Annotated in this window: 16 protein-coding genes; 12 read left to right on the top strand and 4 right to left on the bottom strand. The window is 63.2% G+C overall.

What is annotated here, in order from left to right; translation table 11 throughout:
- Positions 1-11: 11 nt before the first annotated feature.
- Together NH195_RS14845 and cydD are read right to left on the bottom strand one after the other, a co-directional pair.
- Positions 12-1,694: an amino acid ABC transporter ATP-binding/permease protein gene (locus NH195_RS14845; protein WP_066708548.1), complete on the bottom strand. Its 1,683-nt coding sequence runs from the start codon at positions 1,692-1,694 to the stop codon at positions 12-14.
- Positions 1,687-3,387, bottom strand: coding sequence for a thiol reductant ABC exporter subunit CydD (cydD, locus tag NH195_RS14840; RefSeq protein WP_066708545.1), 1,701 nt, complete (start codon positions 3,385-3,387; stop codon positions 1,687-1,689). The genes NH195_RS14845 and cydD overlap by 8 nt, the downstream gene beginning before the upstream one ends.
- A 219-nt stretch (positions 3,388-3,606) precedes the next feature.
- On the opposite strand from cydD, the gene NH195_RS14835 reads away from it, so the two are divergent.
- From NH195_RS14835 to NH195_RS14810, 6 genes are all read left to right on the top strand, one after another.
- On the top strand, positions 3,607-4,446 hold the full coding sequence (locus NH195_RS14835; RefSeq protein ID WP_066708542.1) for an arsenate reductase/protein-tyrosine-phosphatase family protein: 840 nt from the start codon (positions 3,607-3,609) through the stop codon (positions 4,444-4,446).
- Positions 4,439-5,473: an ArsJ-associated glyceraldehyde-3-phosphate dehydrogenase gene (locus NH195_RS14830; RefSeq protein ID WP_066708539.1), complete on the top strand. Its 1,035-nt coding sequence runs from the start codon at positions 4,439-4,441 to the stop codon at positions 5,471-5,473. Before NH195_RS14835 ends, NH195_RS14830 begins: the two co-directional genes overlap by 8 nt.
- Positions 5,474-6,727, top strand: a complete 1,254-nt coding sequence (gene arsJ / locus NH195_RS14825) for an organoarsenical effux MFS transporter ArsJ (RefSeq protein ID WP_066708535.1) — start codon at positions 5,474-5,476, stop codon at positions 6,725-6,727.
- A 210-nt stretch (positions 6,728-6,937) separates the two neighbouring features.
- Positions 6,938-7,486, top strand: coding sequence for a biotin transporter BioY (locus tag NH195_RS14820; RefSeq protein ID WP_066708531.1), 549 nt, complete (start codon positions 6,938-6,940; stop codon positions 7,484-7,486).
- 2 nt (positions 7,487-7,488) lie between these two features.
- A complete protein-coding gene (locus NH195_RS14815; protein ID WP_066708528.1) occupies positions 7,489-8,166 on the top strand; it encodes an energy-coupling factor ABC transporter ATP-binding protein in 678 nt (225 codons plus the stop codon).
- Entirely contained in the window at positions 8,160-8,753 is a 594-nt protein-coding gene (locus tag NH195_RS14810) for an energy-coupling factor transporter transmembrane component T family protein (RefSeq protein WP_066708525.1), read from the top strand. Before NH195_RS14815 ends, NH195_RS14810 begins: the two co-directional genes overlap by 7 nt.
- Before the next feature lie 8 nt (positions 8,754-8,761).
- Here the strand turns inward: NH195_RS14810 and NH195_RS14805 are convergent, their stop codons facing one another.
- The gene (locus NH195_RS14805; protein WP_238379772.1) at positions 8,762-9,553 is read right to left on the bottom strand and encodes an IclR family transcriptional regulator domain-containing protein; all 792 of its coding nucleotides are present in this window, start codon (positions 9,551-9,553) and stop codon (positions 8,762-8,764) included.
- Between the two features lie 84 nt (positions 9,554-9,637).
- On the opposite strand from NH195_RS14805, the gene NH195_RS14800 reads away from it, so the two are divergent.
- From NH195_RS14800 to pcaF, 3 genes are read left to right on the top strand one after another with little or no spacing between them, the layout of a single operon-like run.
- Entirely contained in the window at positions 9,638-10,357 is a 720-nt protein-coding gene (locus NH195_RS14800) for a 3-oxoacid CoA-transferase subunit A (RefSeq protein WP_066708522.1), read from the top strand.
- Complete coding sequence (locus tag NH195_RS14795) at positions 10,357-11,049, top strand: 3-oxoacid CoA-transferase subunit B (protein WP_274377289.1); 693 nt, start codon at positions 10,357-10,359, stop codon at positions 11,047-11,049. Before NH195_RS14800 ends, NH195_RS14795 begins: the two co-directional genes overlap by 1 nt.
- Positions 11,049-12,248 carry a 3-oxoadipyl-CoA thiolase gene (gene pcaF, locus NH195_RS14790; RefSeq protein ID WP_066708516.1) on the top strand — a complete coding sequence of 400 codons (1,200 nt, stop codon included), beginning with the start codon at positions 11,049-11,051 and terminating at the stop codon, positions 12,246-12,248. Before NH195_RS14795 ends, pcaF begins: the two co-directional genes overlap by 1 nt.
- 8 nt (positions 12,249-12,256) lie before the next feature.
- Here pcaF and NH195_RS14785 read toward each other — a convergent pair whose 3' ends face one another.
- Entirely contained in the window at positions 12,257-13,174 is a 918-nt protein-coding gene (locus tag NH195_RS14785; protein WP_081423954.1) for a LysR substrate-binding domain-containing protein, read from the bottom strand.
- 78 nt (positions 13,175-13,252) lie between these two features.
- Between NH195_RS14785 and pcaD the strand changes: the two genes are divergently transcribed.
- From pcaD to pcaH, 3 genes are read left to right on the top strand one after another with little or no spacing between them, the layout of a single operon-like run.
- Positions 13,253-14,035, top strand: a complete 783-nt coding sequence (gene pcaD, locus NH195_RS14780) for a 3-oxoadipate enol-lactonase (protein WP_066708511.1) — start codon at positions 13,253-13,255, stop codon at positions 14,033-14,035.
- Positions 14,032-14,412, top strand: a complete 381-nt coding sequence (gene pcaC, locus NH195_RS14775; protein ID WP_066708508.1) for a 4-carboxymuconolactone decarboxylase — start codon at positions 14,032-14,034, stop codon at positions 14,410-14,412. Before pcaD ends, pcaC begins: the two co-directional genes overlap by 4 nt.
- Entirely contained in the window at positions 14,409-15,149 is a 741-nt protein-coding gene (pcaH, locus tag NH195_RS14770) for a protocatechuate 3,4-dioxygenase subunit beta (RefSeq protein WP_198403458.1), read from the top strand. Before pcaC ends, pcaH begins: the two co-directional genes overlap by 4 nt.
- Position 15,150: the final 1 nt, after the last annotated feature.

Here is a 15,150-nt window from a genome sequence, read left to right as displayed (position 1 = left end):
CCGTTTCCAGATCACTTGCTCGTGAACGTGCTTGCAATCTCCGCTCCGGAGACCGGTTTTTGCACGTTCGGAAGACGCAGAATGCGATCTGCGGCCCCCTGTTCCTCACTGCGGTGGGCCGCCATCAGCACCGCCGCATGCGGCAGAGCGGCGCGAATCCCGCGCAAAACCCGCTCCGCCGTCGCATGGTCGAGCCCTTCGGTGGGCTCGTCCAAGAGCAGAACCTGCGGTCGGCGCAGCACAGCCCGCGCCAACACGAGCCGACGCGATTCGCCGCCCGAAAGACCAGAGCCACGCGGCCCCAGCCGGGCCTCCAGCCCGCCTTTTGCGCGAATGACCCCATCGAGCGCCACCGCCGTCAATGCCGCCCAGAGCGCGGCATCATCGGCCTCGGGCGCGGCGAGGCGGAGATTCTCCGCAACCGTCCCCTGAATGAGCGCCGATCTTTGCCCGACGAGCGTAACCAGACCTGGTAAACAATTTGTAACCGGCTGATCGGCCACAAGAACTTGCCCCGACAAGGGCCGGAGCGCCCCGGCGGCCAAGAGCAGCACCGTGCTTTTGCCGACCCCGGAGGGGCCTTGCAGCGCCACCCAGTCGCCCGGAGAAAGTGCCAGATCGAAGCCCGAAATCACCGGGCGCGCCGCTCCGCGGGCAAAACTGACGTCCTTGAAAGACAGGGTCAGGGGCGCGTCGGGGACATGGTGGGGAACCGGCTCGGTGGGGGCCTGCATCTGCTCGGTCACACGGCGCGCCGCTCCGATCATGCGCCCGATCTCCGCCACGGCGCGGCGCAGCGGCGCGACGGTTTCCATCAGCGCCAGAGCGGTGAAAAACCCGATGGCGGCACGCGCGGGCGTGATCTCGCCCGCCTCGGCCAGCCCGCCCCCGATCCAGAGCGCGGCAGCCCCCGCCAGAGCGGAGACGACCATCAGCGCGGCCCCGGCCTGACGTTCGCGGGTGTCGGTGACTGTGGCGGCGTCCTGACGCCGGGCATCGGCGGTTTGCGCGGCCTCAATCTGGGCCGGGAGCTGGCCGTAGACGGCAAGATCTTCGCGGGTGGTGACGAGGTCGATGAAGCGGGTGCGGAAGGCCTGCGCCGCCGCTTCGGCGCGGCGCGAGGGCGTCCGGGCGCGGGACATGCCCCAGATCAAAACGGCCAAGCCGCCCAGCACGTAGATCGCGAAAATCGCGAGGGCGACGGCGGGGGCGATCAGCCATGACAGGACGATCAGCGCCAGAATCTGCGTCACCCCGCCCGCGATCAGCGGGATGAACAGACGCAGCGGCACACCGTCGAGCGCGTCGACATCGGCAAGGATGCGGTTGAGCGCCTGCGCACCGCGAAGCCGGATCAGCCGTTCGTGGGAGCGCAGGGACAGGGCGGAGAGTAGTGCAACCCGCAGCCGGGCGAGCGCGCGCAGCGTGGCGTCATGGGTCAGAACGCGTTCGCCATAGCGCGTGGCGGTGCGGGTGATGGCGAGGAAACGGACCATGGCGGAGGGCCGGAACACGTCGAAGACCGCGCCCGTCCCGGCGAGACCGGCGGCAGAAGCGGCGACGATGAACCAGCCCGACAGGCCGAGAAGCGATCCGCCCATGATCAAGACGAGTGCGGCCAGGGCGAGACCACGGCGCAGCGCCACCGCTTCGCCGGTCATCATGATGCGGAAGATATGCCAGAGGTTACGCATCGGCGGTCTCCTCTTTGGCAGGTTTGGCAGGCACGATCTCGATCACCCGATCCATCTTGGCGATCAGACGCGGATCGTGGGTGGCGACGATGAGGGTGGCACCGCGGGATTTGAGCGCGAGAAGCGCCTCGGTCACCCGGTCGGCGGTTTCCCGGTCGAGATCGGCGGTGGGCTCGTCGGCGAGCACCAGATCGGGGGCGGTGGCGAGCGCGCGGGCCAGCATGACGCGACGCGCCTCGCCCCCCGACAAACCGCCGCCGGTTTCGCCCAACACGGTCAGATCGCCTTTCGGCAGGGCGGCCAGAACTCCGTCGAGCGCGGTGTCGGCAATCAGATCGGGGGTGAGCGCGGCACCGAAAGCGATGTTGTGACGCAGCGAGCGGCCCAGAAACATCGGCGCTTGCGGCATCCAGCCGAGACGGGCGCGCCAGGCGTCGGCGGTGTCCTCGGTCAGCGGTTGCCCTGCGACGGCGATCTGACCGGAGGCCGGCTTTTCGAGCCCCGCGATCAGACGCAGAAGCGTGGTTTTGCCCGCCCCCGACGGACCGGAGAGCGCGACACGGGTGCCGGGGGCGATCTCGGTATCGGGATAGGAAATCGTCCGTCCACCGCGTTGCGCAGCGACATGATAAAGAGAGACGGAAGCGGGACCGGGAAGCGGCGCGACCTTGGCCCCCTGCCCCAGAAGCGTTTCGGTCTCCTGCCCTTCCCAGACGGCAAGCTCTCCTGCGACGGCCAGCGCCGAGGCCTTGTCATGCCAGGCGGCGGAGAGATCGCGCAAGGGCTGGAAATAATCGGGTGCGAGCAGCAAAAGGAAAATCCCGCCCCAGGGCGTGATGCCCGCGCCATAAGCGCCCCATGAAATCTCGCCCAAAAGCGAAAACCCGACCCAGACCGCCACCATCGCCACGCCGAGGGCGGCGAAAAGCTCGAGCACGGTGGAGGAGAGAAACGCGATGCGCAGAACGGCCATGGTGCGCGAGCGCAGATCGTCGGCGGCGTGATCGAAGCGGGCAATGAGACGCGGGGCGGCACCCAAGAGCCGGATGTCGGCGAGCGCAGCCAGACGGTCGACCAGAAGATCGCCCAAAGAGCCGATTTCCTGCATCTGCCGCTCGGAGGCGTCTTTGGCGGCATAGCCGACCAGCGCCATGAACAGCGGAATGAGCGGACCGGCCACGACGAACACGAGGCCCACGGCCCAGCTTTGCCAAAACGCGAGGGCGAGAATGGCAAAAGGCACGGTCATCACCCGGAGCTGCGCGGGCGCATAGCGGGTGAGATAGGGCAGAAGCGCGTCGAGCTTTTCGCCCGCCAGAGCCGCAAGCGCGCCGGGGCCACCCGCGACCGAATGCGAGGTCGCCTGCGCCTCACGGGCGAGGATACGCGCACGGGTCGTGGTCACGATGGCCTGACCGGCGCGGAACAATAGACCTTCGGCGAGGTAATTCAGGATCAGGCGCAGAGCCGCGAAGCCGAGGAACCCCAGCGTGCCGGTCAAGACCGTCACCCCGCCCTCGCCCAGAAGAAGCCTGGAAAACAGCGCCGCCACCAGCGCCGCCTGCGGCAACCACAAAAGCGAGGAGAGCGCAGTGAGCCGCGATGCCAGACGGATCGACCGGGCTCCCGGGGCCAAAAGCGTCTTGAGCATCCGCTTGTCGGCGGAGGGCTGCTTATTCGTCTCTCGTGTCATGCGCGCGTGATCCGGCAGGTGTACTCTTGTCGTTGCGGCCTTGCTGGCACGTCCCGGCATGGGATGCAATCGTATGCCATCCAGCAACACCCAACTGCGTCGGGGTGTCTCACCTATGATAGGCTCCGCACCGCAATTTCCCAGAGAATTCAGGTCGACGTCCCAGCGTCATAAAACTTTCACTAGGCTCAAGCCATGTATTTCGAGTATTCGCGAATTATGGAACAAATAAACATCGACTCACCCTCCGCCACCCGCGCCTTTGCCGCTCTCGGCCATGCAGGACGGCTCTCCACCTTTCGCATGATCATGCGTTTCGCCCCGCGCCCGGTGCGCCCGAGCGAGCTTGCCGAAGCGCTCGGCATGAAGCCCAACACGCTCTCGGGTTATCTCTCGGAGCTTCAGCAGGCCGGGTTGATCGCAGTGGAACGCGACGGGCGGGCACTCTATTATAAGGCCGCACTTCAGACCTGTGACGCGCTGGTCGGCTATCTAGTGAACGATTGCTGCCGGGGGCGGCCCGAGATCTGTCTCAATGCCCTGCCGCTCAGTGGTGATCGCCCCTTCCGCGTGCTGTTTCTGTGTTCCGGCAATTCCGCGCGCTCGATCATGGCTGAGGCTTTGCTGAGCGACCTTGGCGCGGGGCGGTTCGAGGCGGTCTCGGCGGGCACAGCGCCCAATGGCGAGATTCACCCGCAGGCCCGCGCACTTCTGGAACGCGAAGGCCATGACACGCTCGGGCTCTGGTCGAAATCGCTCAGCCAGGCGCAGCGCGGTGAGGAGGGCTATGATTTCGTCTTCACCGTCTGCGACCGGGCGGCACAAGAGGATTGCGATCCCCTGCCCGGCCAGCCGCTTTCGGCGCATTGGGGCCTGCCCGATCCGGTGAAGGTCGAGGGCACCGAGGCCGAGCGCGCTCTGGCCTTTGCCCGGACCTATGACGCGCTGCGCCGTCGGATCGAGGTTTTCACAGCGCTGCCAATCGAGAAACTCGATCGCATGTCGCTTCAGGCGAAAATCGACGATCTCTCCGTGATGAAAGAGGATGACCATGGTTAAATCTGCACCCAACTTTGCCCCCAAAATCGCCCTCAACGGCCTTGGTCGGATCGGAAAGCTAGCGCTGCGCGACCTGTTCGACCGGGGGCTTGGCAAAAACATCGTGCTCCTGAACGATCTCGCCGGGGATGCGGAGCAGCATGCGCTGTTGCTGGAGTTCGATTCCGTGCACGGGCGCTGGGGCGCGGAAATTTCCTATGACGCGGACAGCCTCACGGTAAATGGCACGCATATGATGCTGACGCGGGAGGCGCGGATCGAAAACCTGCCGCTCAAGGAACTGGGCGTCGATCTGGTGATCGACTGCACCGGCTATTTCAAAACCGCCGAGCGGATCGCGCCCTATTATGAGGCCGGGGTGAAGAAGGTTGTCGTCTCGGCACCGGTGAAGGACGGCGGGGCGCTCAATCTTGTGTACGGGGTGAACCATGGGCTTTACGATCCGGCGGTCCACGATCTGGTGACGGCGGCGTCCTGCACCACCAACTGCCTTGCGCCGGTGGTGAAGGTGATTCACGAAAATCTCGGCATCAAGCACGGCTCGATCACGACGATCCATGACGTGACCAACACCCAGACCATCGTGGACCGGCCCGCAAAGGACATGCGGCGGGCGCGCTCGGCGTTGAACAACCTCATTCCGACCACGACCGGGTCGGCGACGGCGATCACGCTGATTTATCCGGAGCTGAAAGGGCGGCTGAACGGTCATGCGGTGCGGGTGCCGCTCCTGAATGCTTCGCTGACAGATTGTGTGTTCGAGGTGGAGCGGGCGACCACGGCGGAAGAGGTCAACGCGCTGTTCAAGGCGGCCTCGGAGGGGGAGCTGGCGGGGATCTTGGGCTATGAAACGCGGCCTCTCGTTTCGACGGATTACATCAACGACTCGCGCAGTTCGATTGTGGACGCGGGATCGACCATGGTGATCCATGGCACGCAGGTGAAGATTTACGCCTGGTATGACAACGAATGGGGCTATGCCTGCCGTCTCGCAGATATTGCGCGGATGGTGGCGGGGGCGATGTGAATGAGCGTGACAGCGCAAGCCCATAACCCGATGCGCGCCTATATGGCGGTGACGGCAGCCTATTGGGCCTTCATGCTGTCGGACGGCGCCCTCAGGATGCTGGTGCTGTTGCAGTTCAACGGGCTGGGGTTTTCGCCCGTCCAACTGGCGTATCTCTTCCTGTTCTACGAGATCGCAGGCATCGTGACGAACCTCTCCGCCGGGTGGATCGCGGCGCGTTTCGGTTTGACCTCAACGCTTTACGCGGGGTTGGTGATCCAGATCGTAGCCTTGGCGGCCTTGGCCGGTCTTGACCCGGCGTGGTCGGTGTCGGCCTCTGTGCTTTATGTCATGGCGGTGCAAGGGGCGTCGGGCGTCGCCAAAGACCTCGCGAAAATGGCGTCGAAATCGGCGGTCAAAATCCTTGCCCCCAAGGGCGACGGCAGCCTCTTCAAATGGGTCGCCGTGCTGACCGGATCGAAGAACGCCGTCAAAGGCTTTGGCTTTTTCCTCGGCGCGGCGCTTTTGGCGCTCGCGGGGTTCAAGGCGGCGGTCTGGGGCATGGCTTTGGTACTTGCGGTGATCCTTGTCGCCGTGGCGCTGTTCATGCCCAAGGGCCTGCCAACCGGCAAAAAAGGTACCAAAATCTCCGCCATTTGGTCGAAGGACCGGCGGATCAACCAGCTCTCACTCGCCCGCATGTTCCTGTTCGGTGCGCGAGACGTGTGGTTCGTGGTCGGCATCCCGATCTATTTCAAGGCGATCTTCTCCGACGGCACGCCGGAAGGCGCGCGGCGGGCATTTTTCATCGTCGGCGCTTTCATGGCGCTCTGGATCATCGGCTATGGCTTTGTCCAGGGCATCGCGCCGCGGTTTCTCAAGGGGGCTGCGGGGGATGACGACGCGGGGGCGCGGATGGCGGTGAAATGGGTCGGGCTTTTGACGCCCATTCCCTTTGTGCTCGCAGGACTGGTGTGGATCGCGGGTGCGCCGACGCTTTGGCTCACAGTTGCACTGATCGCCGGGCTTTTGTTGTTTGGCTTTGTCTTTGCGGTCAATTCCTCGGTGCATTCCTATCTCATCCTCGCCTTCTCCGGTGAAGACCGCGTGACGATGGATGTAGGGTTTTACTACATGGCGAACGCCGCCGGGCGGCTTTTGGGCACGCTCCTGTCGGGGCTGTCCTATCAGGCCGGGGGGCTGGCGCTCTGTCTGGCAACCGCAGGCGTGATGGCGGGGCTGAGTTTGCTGGCGGCGCGACGGCTTGAAACCTGACCGAAAGATCGGAAAATACGGGAGTTTTCCTGCATAATTTTGCATCTCCGCGCAAAACTACGGTGTTTTGAAAAACTTCTCCGCAATTTTGCAAAGCAAAGCCCCCCTACCTGAAAAAGGGGGTTTACCCGACATCGAACTGGTGACTATCACTCGGCCCCAGAGGTTCAGACAGCCGGTGCGAAACCGGCGCACCCATCGGAGGAACGAATGACCACACGCGACATCACCCTGATTGCTCTTTTCACCGCTCTCACTGCGGTCATGGCGGTGTTTCCGCCGGTGACCCTGCCGCTTTTGCCGGTGCCGATCACGGCGCAATCGCTGGGCGTGATGCTCGCAGGCGGCGTCCTGGGCGCGAAACGCGGCGGGCTTGCGATCCTTCTTCTGCTGGTGCTGGTGGCCATCGGCTTGCCGCTCCTGTCAGGTGGACGCGGCGGCTTGTCGGTGTTCTTCGGTCCGACCGCCGGCTTCCTTCTCGGCTGGCTTCTGGCCGCCATTGCCATCGGCTGGATGACCGAAAAATTCTGGGACGGGCTGTCCTTTGTCTCCGCCACGCTGATCTGCGTCATTGGTGGCATCGGCGTGATGTATGCGGTCGGCATTCCGGGCATCACCCTCATGGCGGGCGTGCCGATTTCCAAGGCCTTCATGGGCTCCGTGACCTTCATCCCCGGCGACATCGTCAAAGCGCTGATCGCTGCCGCTGTCATGGTGACGGTAAAGAAATCCTACCCGATCATCGGTCAGGCCGCCTGAGCATGACCATGCAGTTCGACAGGGTCTCCGTGACCAAAGGCACGCGCGAGATCCTGTCGGAGATCACCCTGAGCCTGACCGAACAGCGCATCGGCGTGATCGGCAACAACGGCTCCGGGAAAAGCACGTTTCTTCGGCTTTTCAACGGGTTGGAGAAGCCGTCTACGGGCACGGTCCGGTTCGGAGAGAGCACGGACGACCTGCGCCGCCATGTCGGGTTCATGTTTCAGAACCCGGACAACCAGATCGTTTACCCGATGGTCGAGGAAGATCTCGCCTTTGGTCTCAAGGCGCGCAAACTACCGAAAGCGGAGAGCGAGACGCGGATCGAACGGGTGCTTTCCGAGCTGTCTTTGACGCATCTGAAAGGCCGTCTGACGCATCAGCTTTCCGGCGGCGAGAAACAGATGGTGGCGCTGGCGGGCGTGCTGGTGACGGAACCCGAGATGATCGTGTTCGACGAACCGACAACGCTTCTGGACCTGCGCAACAAGATGCAATTCATGCGGGTGCTTGCCACCCTACCCCAGCCCGCCGTGGTGGTGTCGCACGATCTCGATCTCTTGGCGGGCTTCGACCGGATTTTGCATATCGCGGGCGGGCGCATTCATGCGGATGGGCGGCCAGAGGACGTGATCCCGGCCTACAAAGCGCTCTGCGAAGATTTGGGCGGATGCTGACCGATCTCTATATCCCCGGCGACAGCGCACTGCACCGCGCGCGGCCCGCTTGGAAACTGGCGCTCCTGTTTGTCTATTGCACGGCGATCTTCGTGGTGACGCATCCGGGGATGCTTGGGGCCGGGCTTGTGCTTGTGGCCTTGAGCTATGGGATCGCCGGTCTCTCGGCCCGCGATGCGTTGACCGCAATCCGCCCCGCTCTGTTCGTCCTCGTGATCATCTTTGCCGCCCAGCTCTGGCTCGAAAGCCTCGGAATGGCGATTTATGTCACGCTTCGGCTGATGGCGTTGCTGATGGCCGCCGCTCTCGTGACCTATACGACACGGGCGAGCGAGTTTACCGAGGGCATCCTCGCGCTTTTGTCCCGCGCGCCCGCTTGGGTGCCCAAGGACAAGATCGCGCTCGCCATGTCGCTGGTGTGGCGCTTTATTCCAATGATCCGCGCGCAATTCGACGAGGTGCGCGAGGCGCAGCGGGCACGGGGGCTGGAGCGCAACATGCTGGCGCTTGTGGTGCCGCTGGTGGTGCGCACCTTGAAGACCGCCGATGAGGTCGCGGAGGCGATCACCGCGCGGTCTCTGGACTAAAGCCCGCGCTAAAGAACCCGGCGCAACCCCGACTGAACCTTGAGCAATTTCGGCAGGTAGGTCGGCACCATCGCCTGCGCCTTGTCCTGCGTCGCGGCCATGCCGGTGTTGAGCGCGGCGATAATCCTGCCATGCCCATCGACCAACGGCACCGCGATGGAGCGCAATCCGATCTCCACTTCCTGATCAATGATCGCATAGCCTTGGGTATGCGCTTCCCCGATGCGTTTCATGATCTCGTCCGGGTCGGTGACGCTGAACCTCGTGCGGGGCGAGAGATCGGAGGCCTCGACAATCGCGCGCGCCTCCTCGGCGGGCAAGGCCCCCAGAAGAATGCGCCCCATGGAGGTGCAATGCGCAGGCAGGCGCGAACCGGGCATCAAGCCGATGGACATCACGCGCTTCTGCGCCGCGCGAGCTAGATAGACGATCTCTGTACCATCGAGGATCGACACGGAGCAGCTCTGGCCGATCTGTTCGGTGAGCTGATCGAGCCAGGGCTGGACGATCTGCGGCAACGGCAGGGCGGAGATTGCCCCCATACCGAGGCGCAGGGTGCGCGGCGTCAGCGTAAAGAATTTACCATCGTAATCGGCATAGCCTTCGGCATGGAGCGTCAAGAGACAGCGCCGGGAGGTGGCCCGGTCAAGCCCCGTGGCCTTGGAGACATCGGTGATCGACAGCTTCGGCGTTTTCGCCCCGAAACATTCGAGAACGCGCAGCCCCTTGGCCAGCGATGAGATGGTATCGGAGGATTTGTTTGTCGGTTTGTTCGCCATACGCACGACACTTCTCGACATCCGAACAAATGTCAAGATGCGCACAAAAAGACTCGTCGCCACTCCGGCGCAGCGTTACATCGACGCCATAATCTGGAGGGTCTCATGGACAAAACCATCTCTACCGTGGCCGAGGCTGTCGCGGACATTCCCGATGGCGCACAGGTGATGATCGGCGGGTTCGGCGGCTCCGGCGCGCCGATCGAGCTGATCCACGCGCTGATCAACCGCTTCCGTGCCACGGGAAGCCCGAAAAACATCACCGTGATCAACAACAACGCGGGCAACGGCTACATCGGCATCGCCGCGATGATCAAGGCGGGCATGGTCAAGAAAATGATCTGTTCTTTCCCGCGCTCGTCCAACGCCGAGGCGTTCAACGAGAAATTCCTCGCGGGCGAAATCGAGCTGGAACTGGTGCCGCAGGGCACGCTCGCGGAACGCATCCGCGCCGCCGGTGCTGGCATCCCGGCGTTTTACACGCCGACCTCTTTCGGGACCGAGTTGGCCGAGGGCAAACCGACCGAAGAGTTCGACGGCAAGATGTATGTGCGCGAGCGCTGGCTGAAGGCCGATTTCGCACTGATCAAAGGTCAGCAAGGCGACACGGTCGGCAACATGACCTACCGCATGGCGGGCCGTAACTTTAACCCGCTGATGGCGATGGCCGCCGCGAAAACCATCGCGCAGGTCAGCGAGTTGGGGGAACCGGGGTCGATTGATCCGCAACAGGTGATCACCCCCGGCATCTTCGTCGACGCGATTGTAGAAGTTGCACAACCTCAACAAGAAGAAGTGCTGGTGCGCACGGGAGTGGTCTACTGATGTCCGATTTCAACATTATGGAAGACAAGCTGTCGAACGCCCAAATCGCATGGCGTGCCGCTCAAGACATCGAAGACGGCTCCTATGTGAACCTCGGCATCGGCTTTCCCGAAATGATCGCCAAGTTCCAACCCGAAGGCCGCGATGTCACCTATCACACCGAAAACGGCGTGTTGGGCTTTGGCAAAGCGCCTGCCGAGGGCGAGGAAGACTGGGACCTGATCAACGCCGGTAAAAAAGCGATCACGCTCAATCCGGGCGCGTCGTTTTTCCACCATGCCGACAGTTTCTCCATGGTCCGTGGCGGTCACCTCGATCTCGCGGTGCTGGGTGCCTATCAGGTGGCTCAGAACGGCGATCTGGCGAACTGGCGTGTCGGTTCCAAAGGCGTTCCGGCCGTGGGCGGCGCGATGGATTTGGTGCATGGCGCGAAACGCGTGGCCGTGGTCACCGATCACGTCACCAAAGACGGCGGCCCGAAACTGGTCAAGACCTGCACCTTCCCGCTCACCGGCGTGGGCTGTGTGACCCGTATCTATACCTCGCTCGCCGTGATCGACATCGAAGGTGGCAAGTTCATCCTGCGGGAGAAACTGCCGGGCCTCACGATGGAAGCGCTGCAAGCCGTCACCGGGGCGACGCTCCACACCGACGGCGACGTTCTTGATCTGATTGTCCCGGAGGACCTGTGATGACCGACGTTTACATCTGCGACTATATCCGCACACCTGTGGGCCGTTACGGCGGCGCTTTGTCGAGCGTCCGCGCCGACGATCTGGGCGCTATCCCTTTGAAAGCCTTGGCGGAACGCAACCCGTCGATGGACCTCGCGGCGATTGACGATGTGATCTTCGGCTGCGCCAACCAGGCGGGCGAAGACAACCGCAACGTGGCGCGCATGTCGCTTTTGCTGGCGGGCTATCCCGACTCCGTGTCCGGCACGACGATGAACCGGCTTTGCGGTTCGGGCATGGATGCGATCATCGCGGGCGCACGCGCGATCAAGGCGGGCGAAGCCGATCTGATCATCGCGGGCGGCGTCGAGAGCATGTCCCGCGCGCCGTTTGTGATGCCGAAAGCGGAAACCGCCTTTTCGCGCGCGAACGAGGTCTATGACACGACCATCGGCTGGCGGTTTGTCAACAAGCTGATGAAAGCGCAATACGGTGTGGATTCCATGCCGGAAACCGCCGAGAACGTCGCGGAGGATTTCAACATCTCCCGCGAAGATCAGGACCTGTTTGCGCTGCGCTCGCAGCAAAAAGCCGGGGCCGCGATGGCCAACGGGCGTCTGGCGAAAGAGATCGTCCCGGTGGTGATCCCGCAGCGCAAAGGCGATCCGATTGTGGTCTCCGAGGACGAGCACCCGCGCCCGTCCACGACGCTTGAAGCGTTGCAAAAGCTGAAGACCTTTGTCAAAGCCGACGGCACCGTGACGGCGGGCAACTCCTCGGGTGTGAACGACGGGGCTGCGGCGCTGATCCTTGCCTCCAAGGAAGCGGCGGAGAAACACGGGCTGACACCCATCGCCAAGGTGCTTGGCGGGGCGGCGGCCGGGGTTGCGCCGCGGATCATGGGCTTTGGCCCTGCACCCGCATCGAAAAAGCTGATGGCGCGTCTGGGCCTGAAGCAGGAAGACTTTGCGGTGATCGAACTCAATGAGGCCTTTGCCTCGCAGGGCCTCGCGACGCTGCGCGATCTGGGCATTGCGGACGACGATCCGCGTGTGAACCCGAACGGCGGCGCGATCTCCATCGGCCACCCGCTTGGCATGTCCGGCGCGCGGATCACTGGCACGGCGATGCTGGAGCTGAAGCCGGGCGAGAAATCGCTCTCGACCATGTGCATTGGCGTGGGCCAAGGCATCGCGATTGCGCTCGAAGCGGTCTAAAGGAAACGTCAGCGGGCGGAGAAGTCCTTCGCCCGCCGATGCAACAGGCTTGCCAGAAAGTCTGCCGGGCTGTCGCGCGTGAAATCGAATTTCCGCGTCAGCCCCACCGCCCCCGTCAAATAATCCACGCCGAGATCGAGCGTCGCAAGACGGCCCTCCGACAGCTCGCGTTCGACCACGCCGCGCGAGATGAACCAGAGCATGTCGGAGCGTTCGACGAGCGGCAGACCGACCGGGCGCGCCACGGTTTCGAAGCGTACATTCACAGTTTGATCAAGCCCCGAGGCGATGAGATATTGCATCACCTGCTGGCGAATAATGGACCCGGGGTTGGGCAGGATCACGGGATAACGGCGCAGCGCCTCAACGGGCGAGAGCACCAACCCCGGATGATCCTTGCGCGCCACCAGATAGACGGTTTCGTCGTAGAGATATTCAAAGGACAGCCCGGTCATCTCCCGCGCGGGTGCCATCCGACCCACCACAAGATCGAGCCCGCCGGAGCGCATCCGGTCGATCAGATAGCGGTTCGGGCCGGTGATCACGGCAATGCGGGCATCGGGGCGCAACTCGGAAAATTCCAGCGCCACGGCGGGAAACAACCCGCTCGCCACCGTCGGCAACACGCCGACCTTGACCACATCCATCCGCCCGCCGCCCGTCAGTGCCCGCACCCCAGCCTCAAGGCTTTGCAAGGACGACAGCGCATAGCGGCGAAACGCCTCGCCCGCAGGCGTCAAAACCGCCTGCCGCCCGGTGCGGGTGAACAGGTCTGTGCCCAACTGCGCCTCCAACTCGCCAATGGTTTTCGACAAGGCCGGTTGCGATACGTTCCGCGCCCGCGCCGCAGCCGAGATCGTGCCCGCCTCCGACACCGCCAAAAACGCCTCCAGATGGCGGAGCTTCATGCCGTTTGGTATATTCATATGGTTATGCTTTTTGCATCATATTGTATTTTTCACATGAAAAAAATTATGGCAAATTGAGAAAAAAGGAAGACAAGAATGCACGCACTGAAACGCGACTGGGGCACCATGCATGTGAGCCGCAAAGGCGGCACGGGTCCGGCTCTGGTGTTCATCAACTCGCTCGGCACCGATTTGCGCATGTGGGACGAGGTTTGCGGCCACCTGCCGAAAAGCTGGATCACCTTGCGCATGGACAAGCGGGGACATGGCCTCTCGGAGACCGCCCCGGTTGGTTATGGCATCCCGGAGCTGGCCGAGGATGTGATGGCTGCGATGGACGATGCGGGGCTTGAAAGCGCCATTCTCGTCGGCTGCTCCATCGGCGGGCTGATCGCGCAGCATGTGGCCATGATGGCGCCCAAAAAGGTGCAAGGGCTGGTGTTGTCGAACACCGCCTCGATGCTAGGCGCCGCCGAAGGGTGGCACGCGCGGATCGCAGGCGTGCGGGAAAACGGCATGGCGGCGATGGCCGAGGGCATTCTGCCGCGCTGGTTCGGGCCGAAGATGCTGGCCAATCCGAACGCGCCCTTGTGGCGCACGCTTTTGGCCCGCACCGATCAGGAGGGCTATATCGCCACCTGCGCCGCGATTGCGGGGACGGACATCACGGACCGCTTGGGCGAGATCACCCAGCCCGCGCTGGTCTTCGGCGGCAAACACGATCTGGCGACGCCGCCCGAGGTGGTTGAGGCGTTGGCGCGCAACCTGCCGCGCGCCGATCTGGTGATGTTTGAAGAGACCGGGCATTTGCCCGCCATCGAAGCGCCCGAAGCCTTTACGGAAGCGCTGGTGAAATTTGTGGAAAGGATCGCAGCATGAGCGAGAAATTCGATCAGGGCATGAAGACCCGTCGTGAAGTTCTGGGCGATGCCCATGTCGACCGGGCCGAAGCGGCGAAGACCGAATTCGATCTGCCGTTTCAGACGCTCATCACCGAAGGGGCCTGGGGGACTGTGTGGTCCTCGGACAAGATCTCGCGCCGGGAACGTTCGATGCTGACCATCGCGCTTTTGGCCGCGACCGGGAATTTTGAGGAAATTCCGATGCATATCCGTGCCACCGCACGCACGGGTGCGTCGAAAGACGATGTGGCGGAGGCGCTGCAACATGTGGCGGTCTACGCAGGCGTGCCGAAAGCGAACCATGCGCTCAAGCTCGCCAAGCAGACCTATGCGGAAATGGAGGAGACCCAATGACCAGCCTGATCACCGATCAGGGCCCGCTGATCCCGCGCAACCGCGCGATCCACCCGGAGCCCTATGACCCGAATTACAAGACATCCGTGTCGCGTTCGCCGAACCTGCCGCTTTTGTCGATGGAAAGCTCGCCGTCCGAAGAGACCGGCCCGACCTTCGGTCACAACAAACTCGGTGCGCTCGACAACAACCTGATCCTGAACTGGACCAAGGGCGCGGCCCCCGCCGTGGGTGAACGCATCCTGATGCACGGTCGGGTTCTGGACGAAAACAATCGTCCGGTGCCGAACACGCTGATCGAGATTTGGCAGGCCAACGCGGGCGGGCGCTATCGTCACAAGAAAGACACCTATTTCGCGCCGCTCGACCCGAATTTCGGCGGTTGCGGCCGGACCATCACCGATGAGAACGGCTATTACGAATTCCTGACCGTGCGTCCGGGTGCCTACCCCTGGCCGAACCGCGCGAACGACTGGCGTCCGATGCACATCCACGTTTCGGTCTATGGTCACAGCTTTGGCCAGCGCCTGATCACCCAGATGTATTTCGAGGGCGATCCGCTGATCAATCACTGCCCGATCGCCGCAACGATCAAGGATCGCAGCTCGCTCGACCGTCTGGTCGCGCCGCTCGATTTCTCGAAATCGCGCCCGCTCGATTTCCTCGCCTATAAATTCGACATCGTGCTGCGCGGTCGCCGCCAGACCATGTTCGAGAACAAGCTGGAGGGCATGTGAG

This window comes from Celeribacter ethanolicus (assembly GCF_001550095.1).
Taxonomy (GTDB): Bacteria; Pseudomonadota; Alphaproteobacteria; order Rhodobacterales; family Rhodobacteraceae; genus Celeribacter; species Celeribacter ethanolicus.
This window is presented reverse-complemented; position numbering and strand designations above follow the sequence as displayed.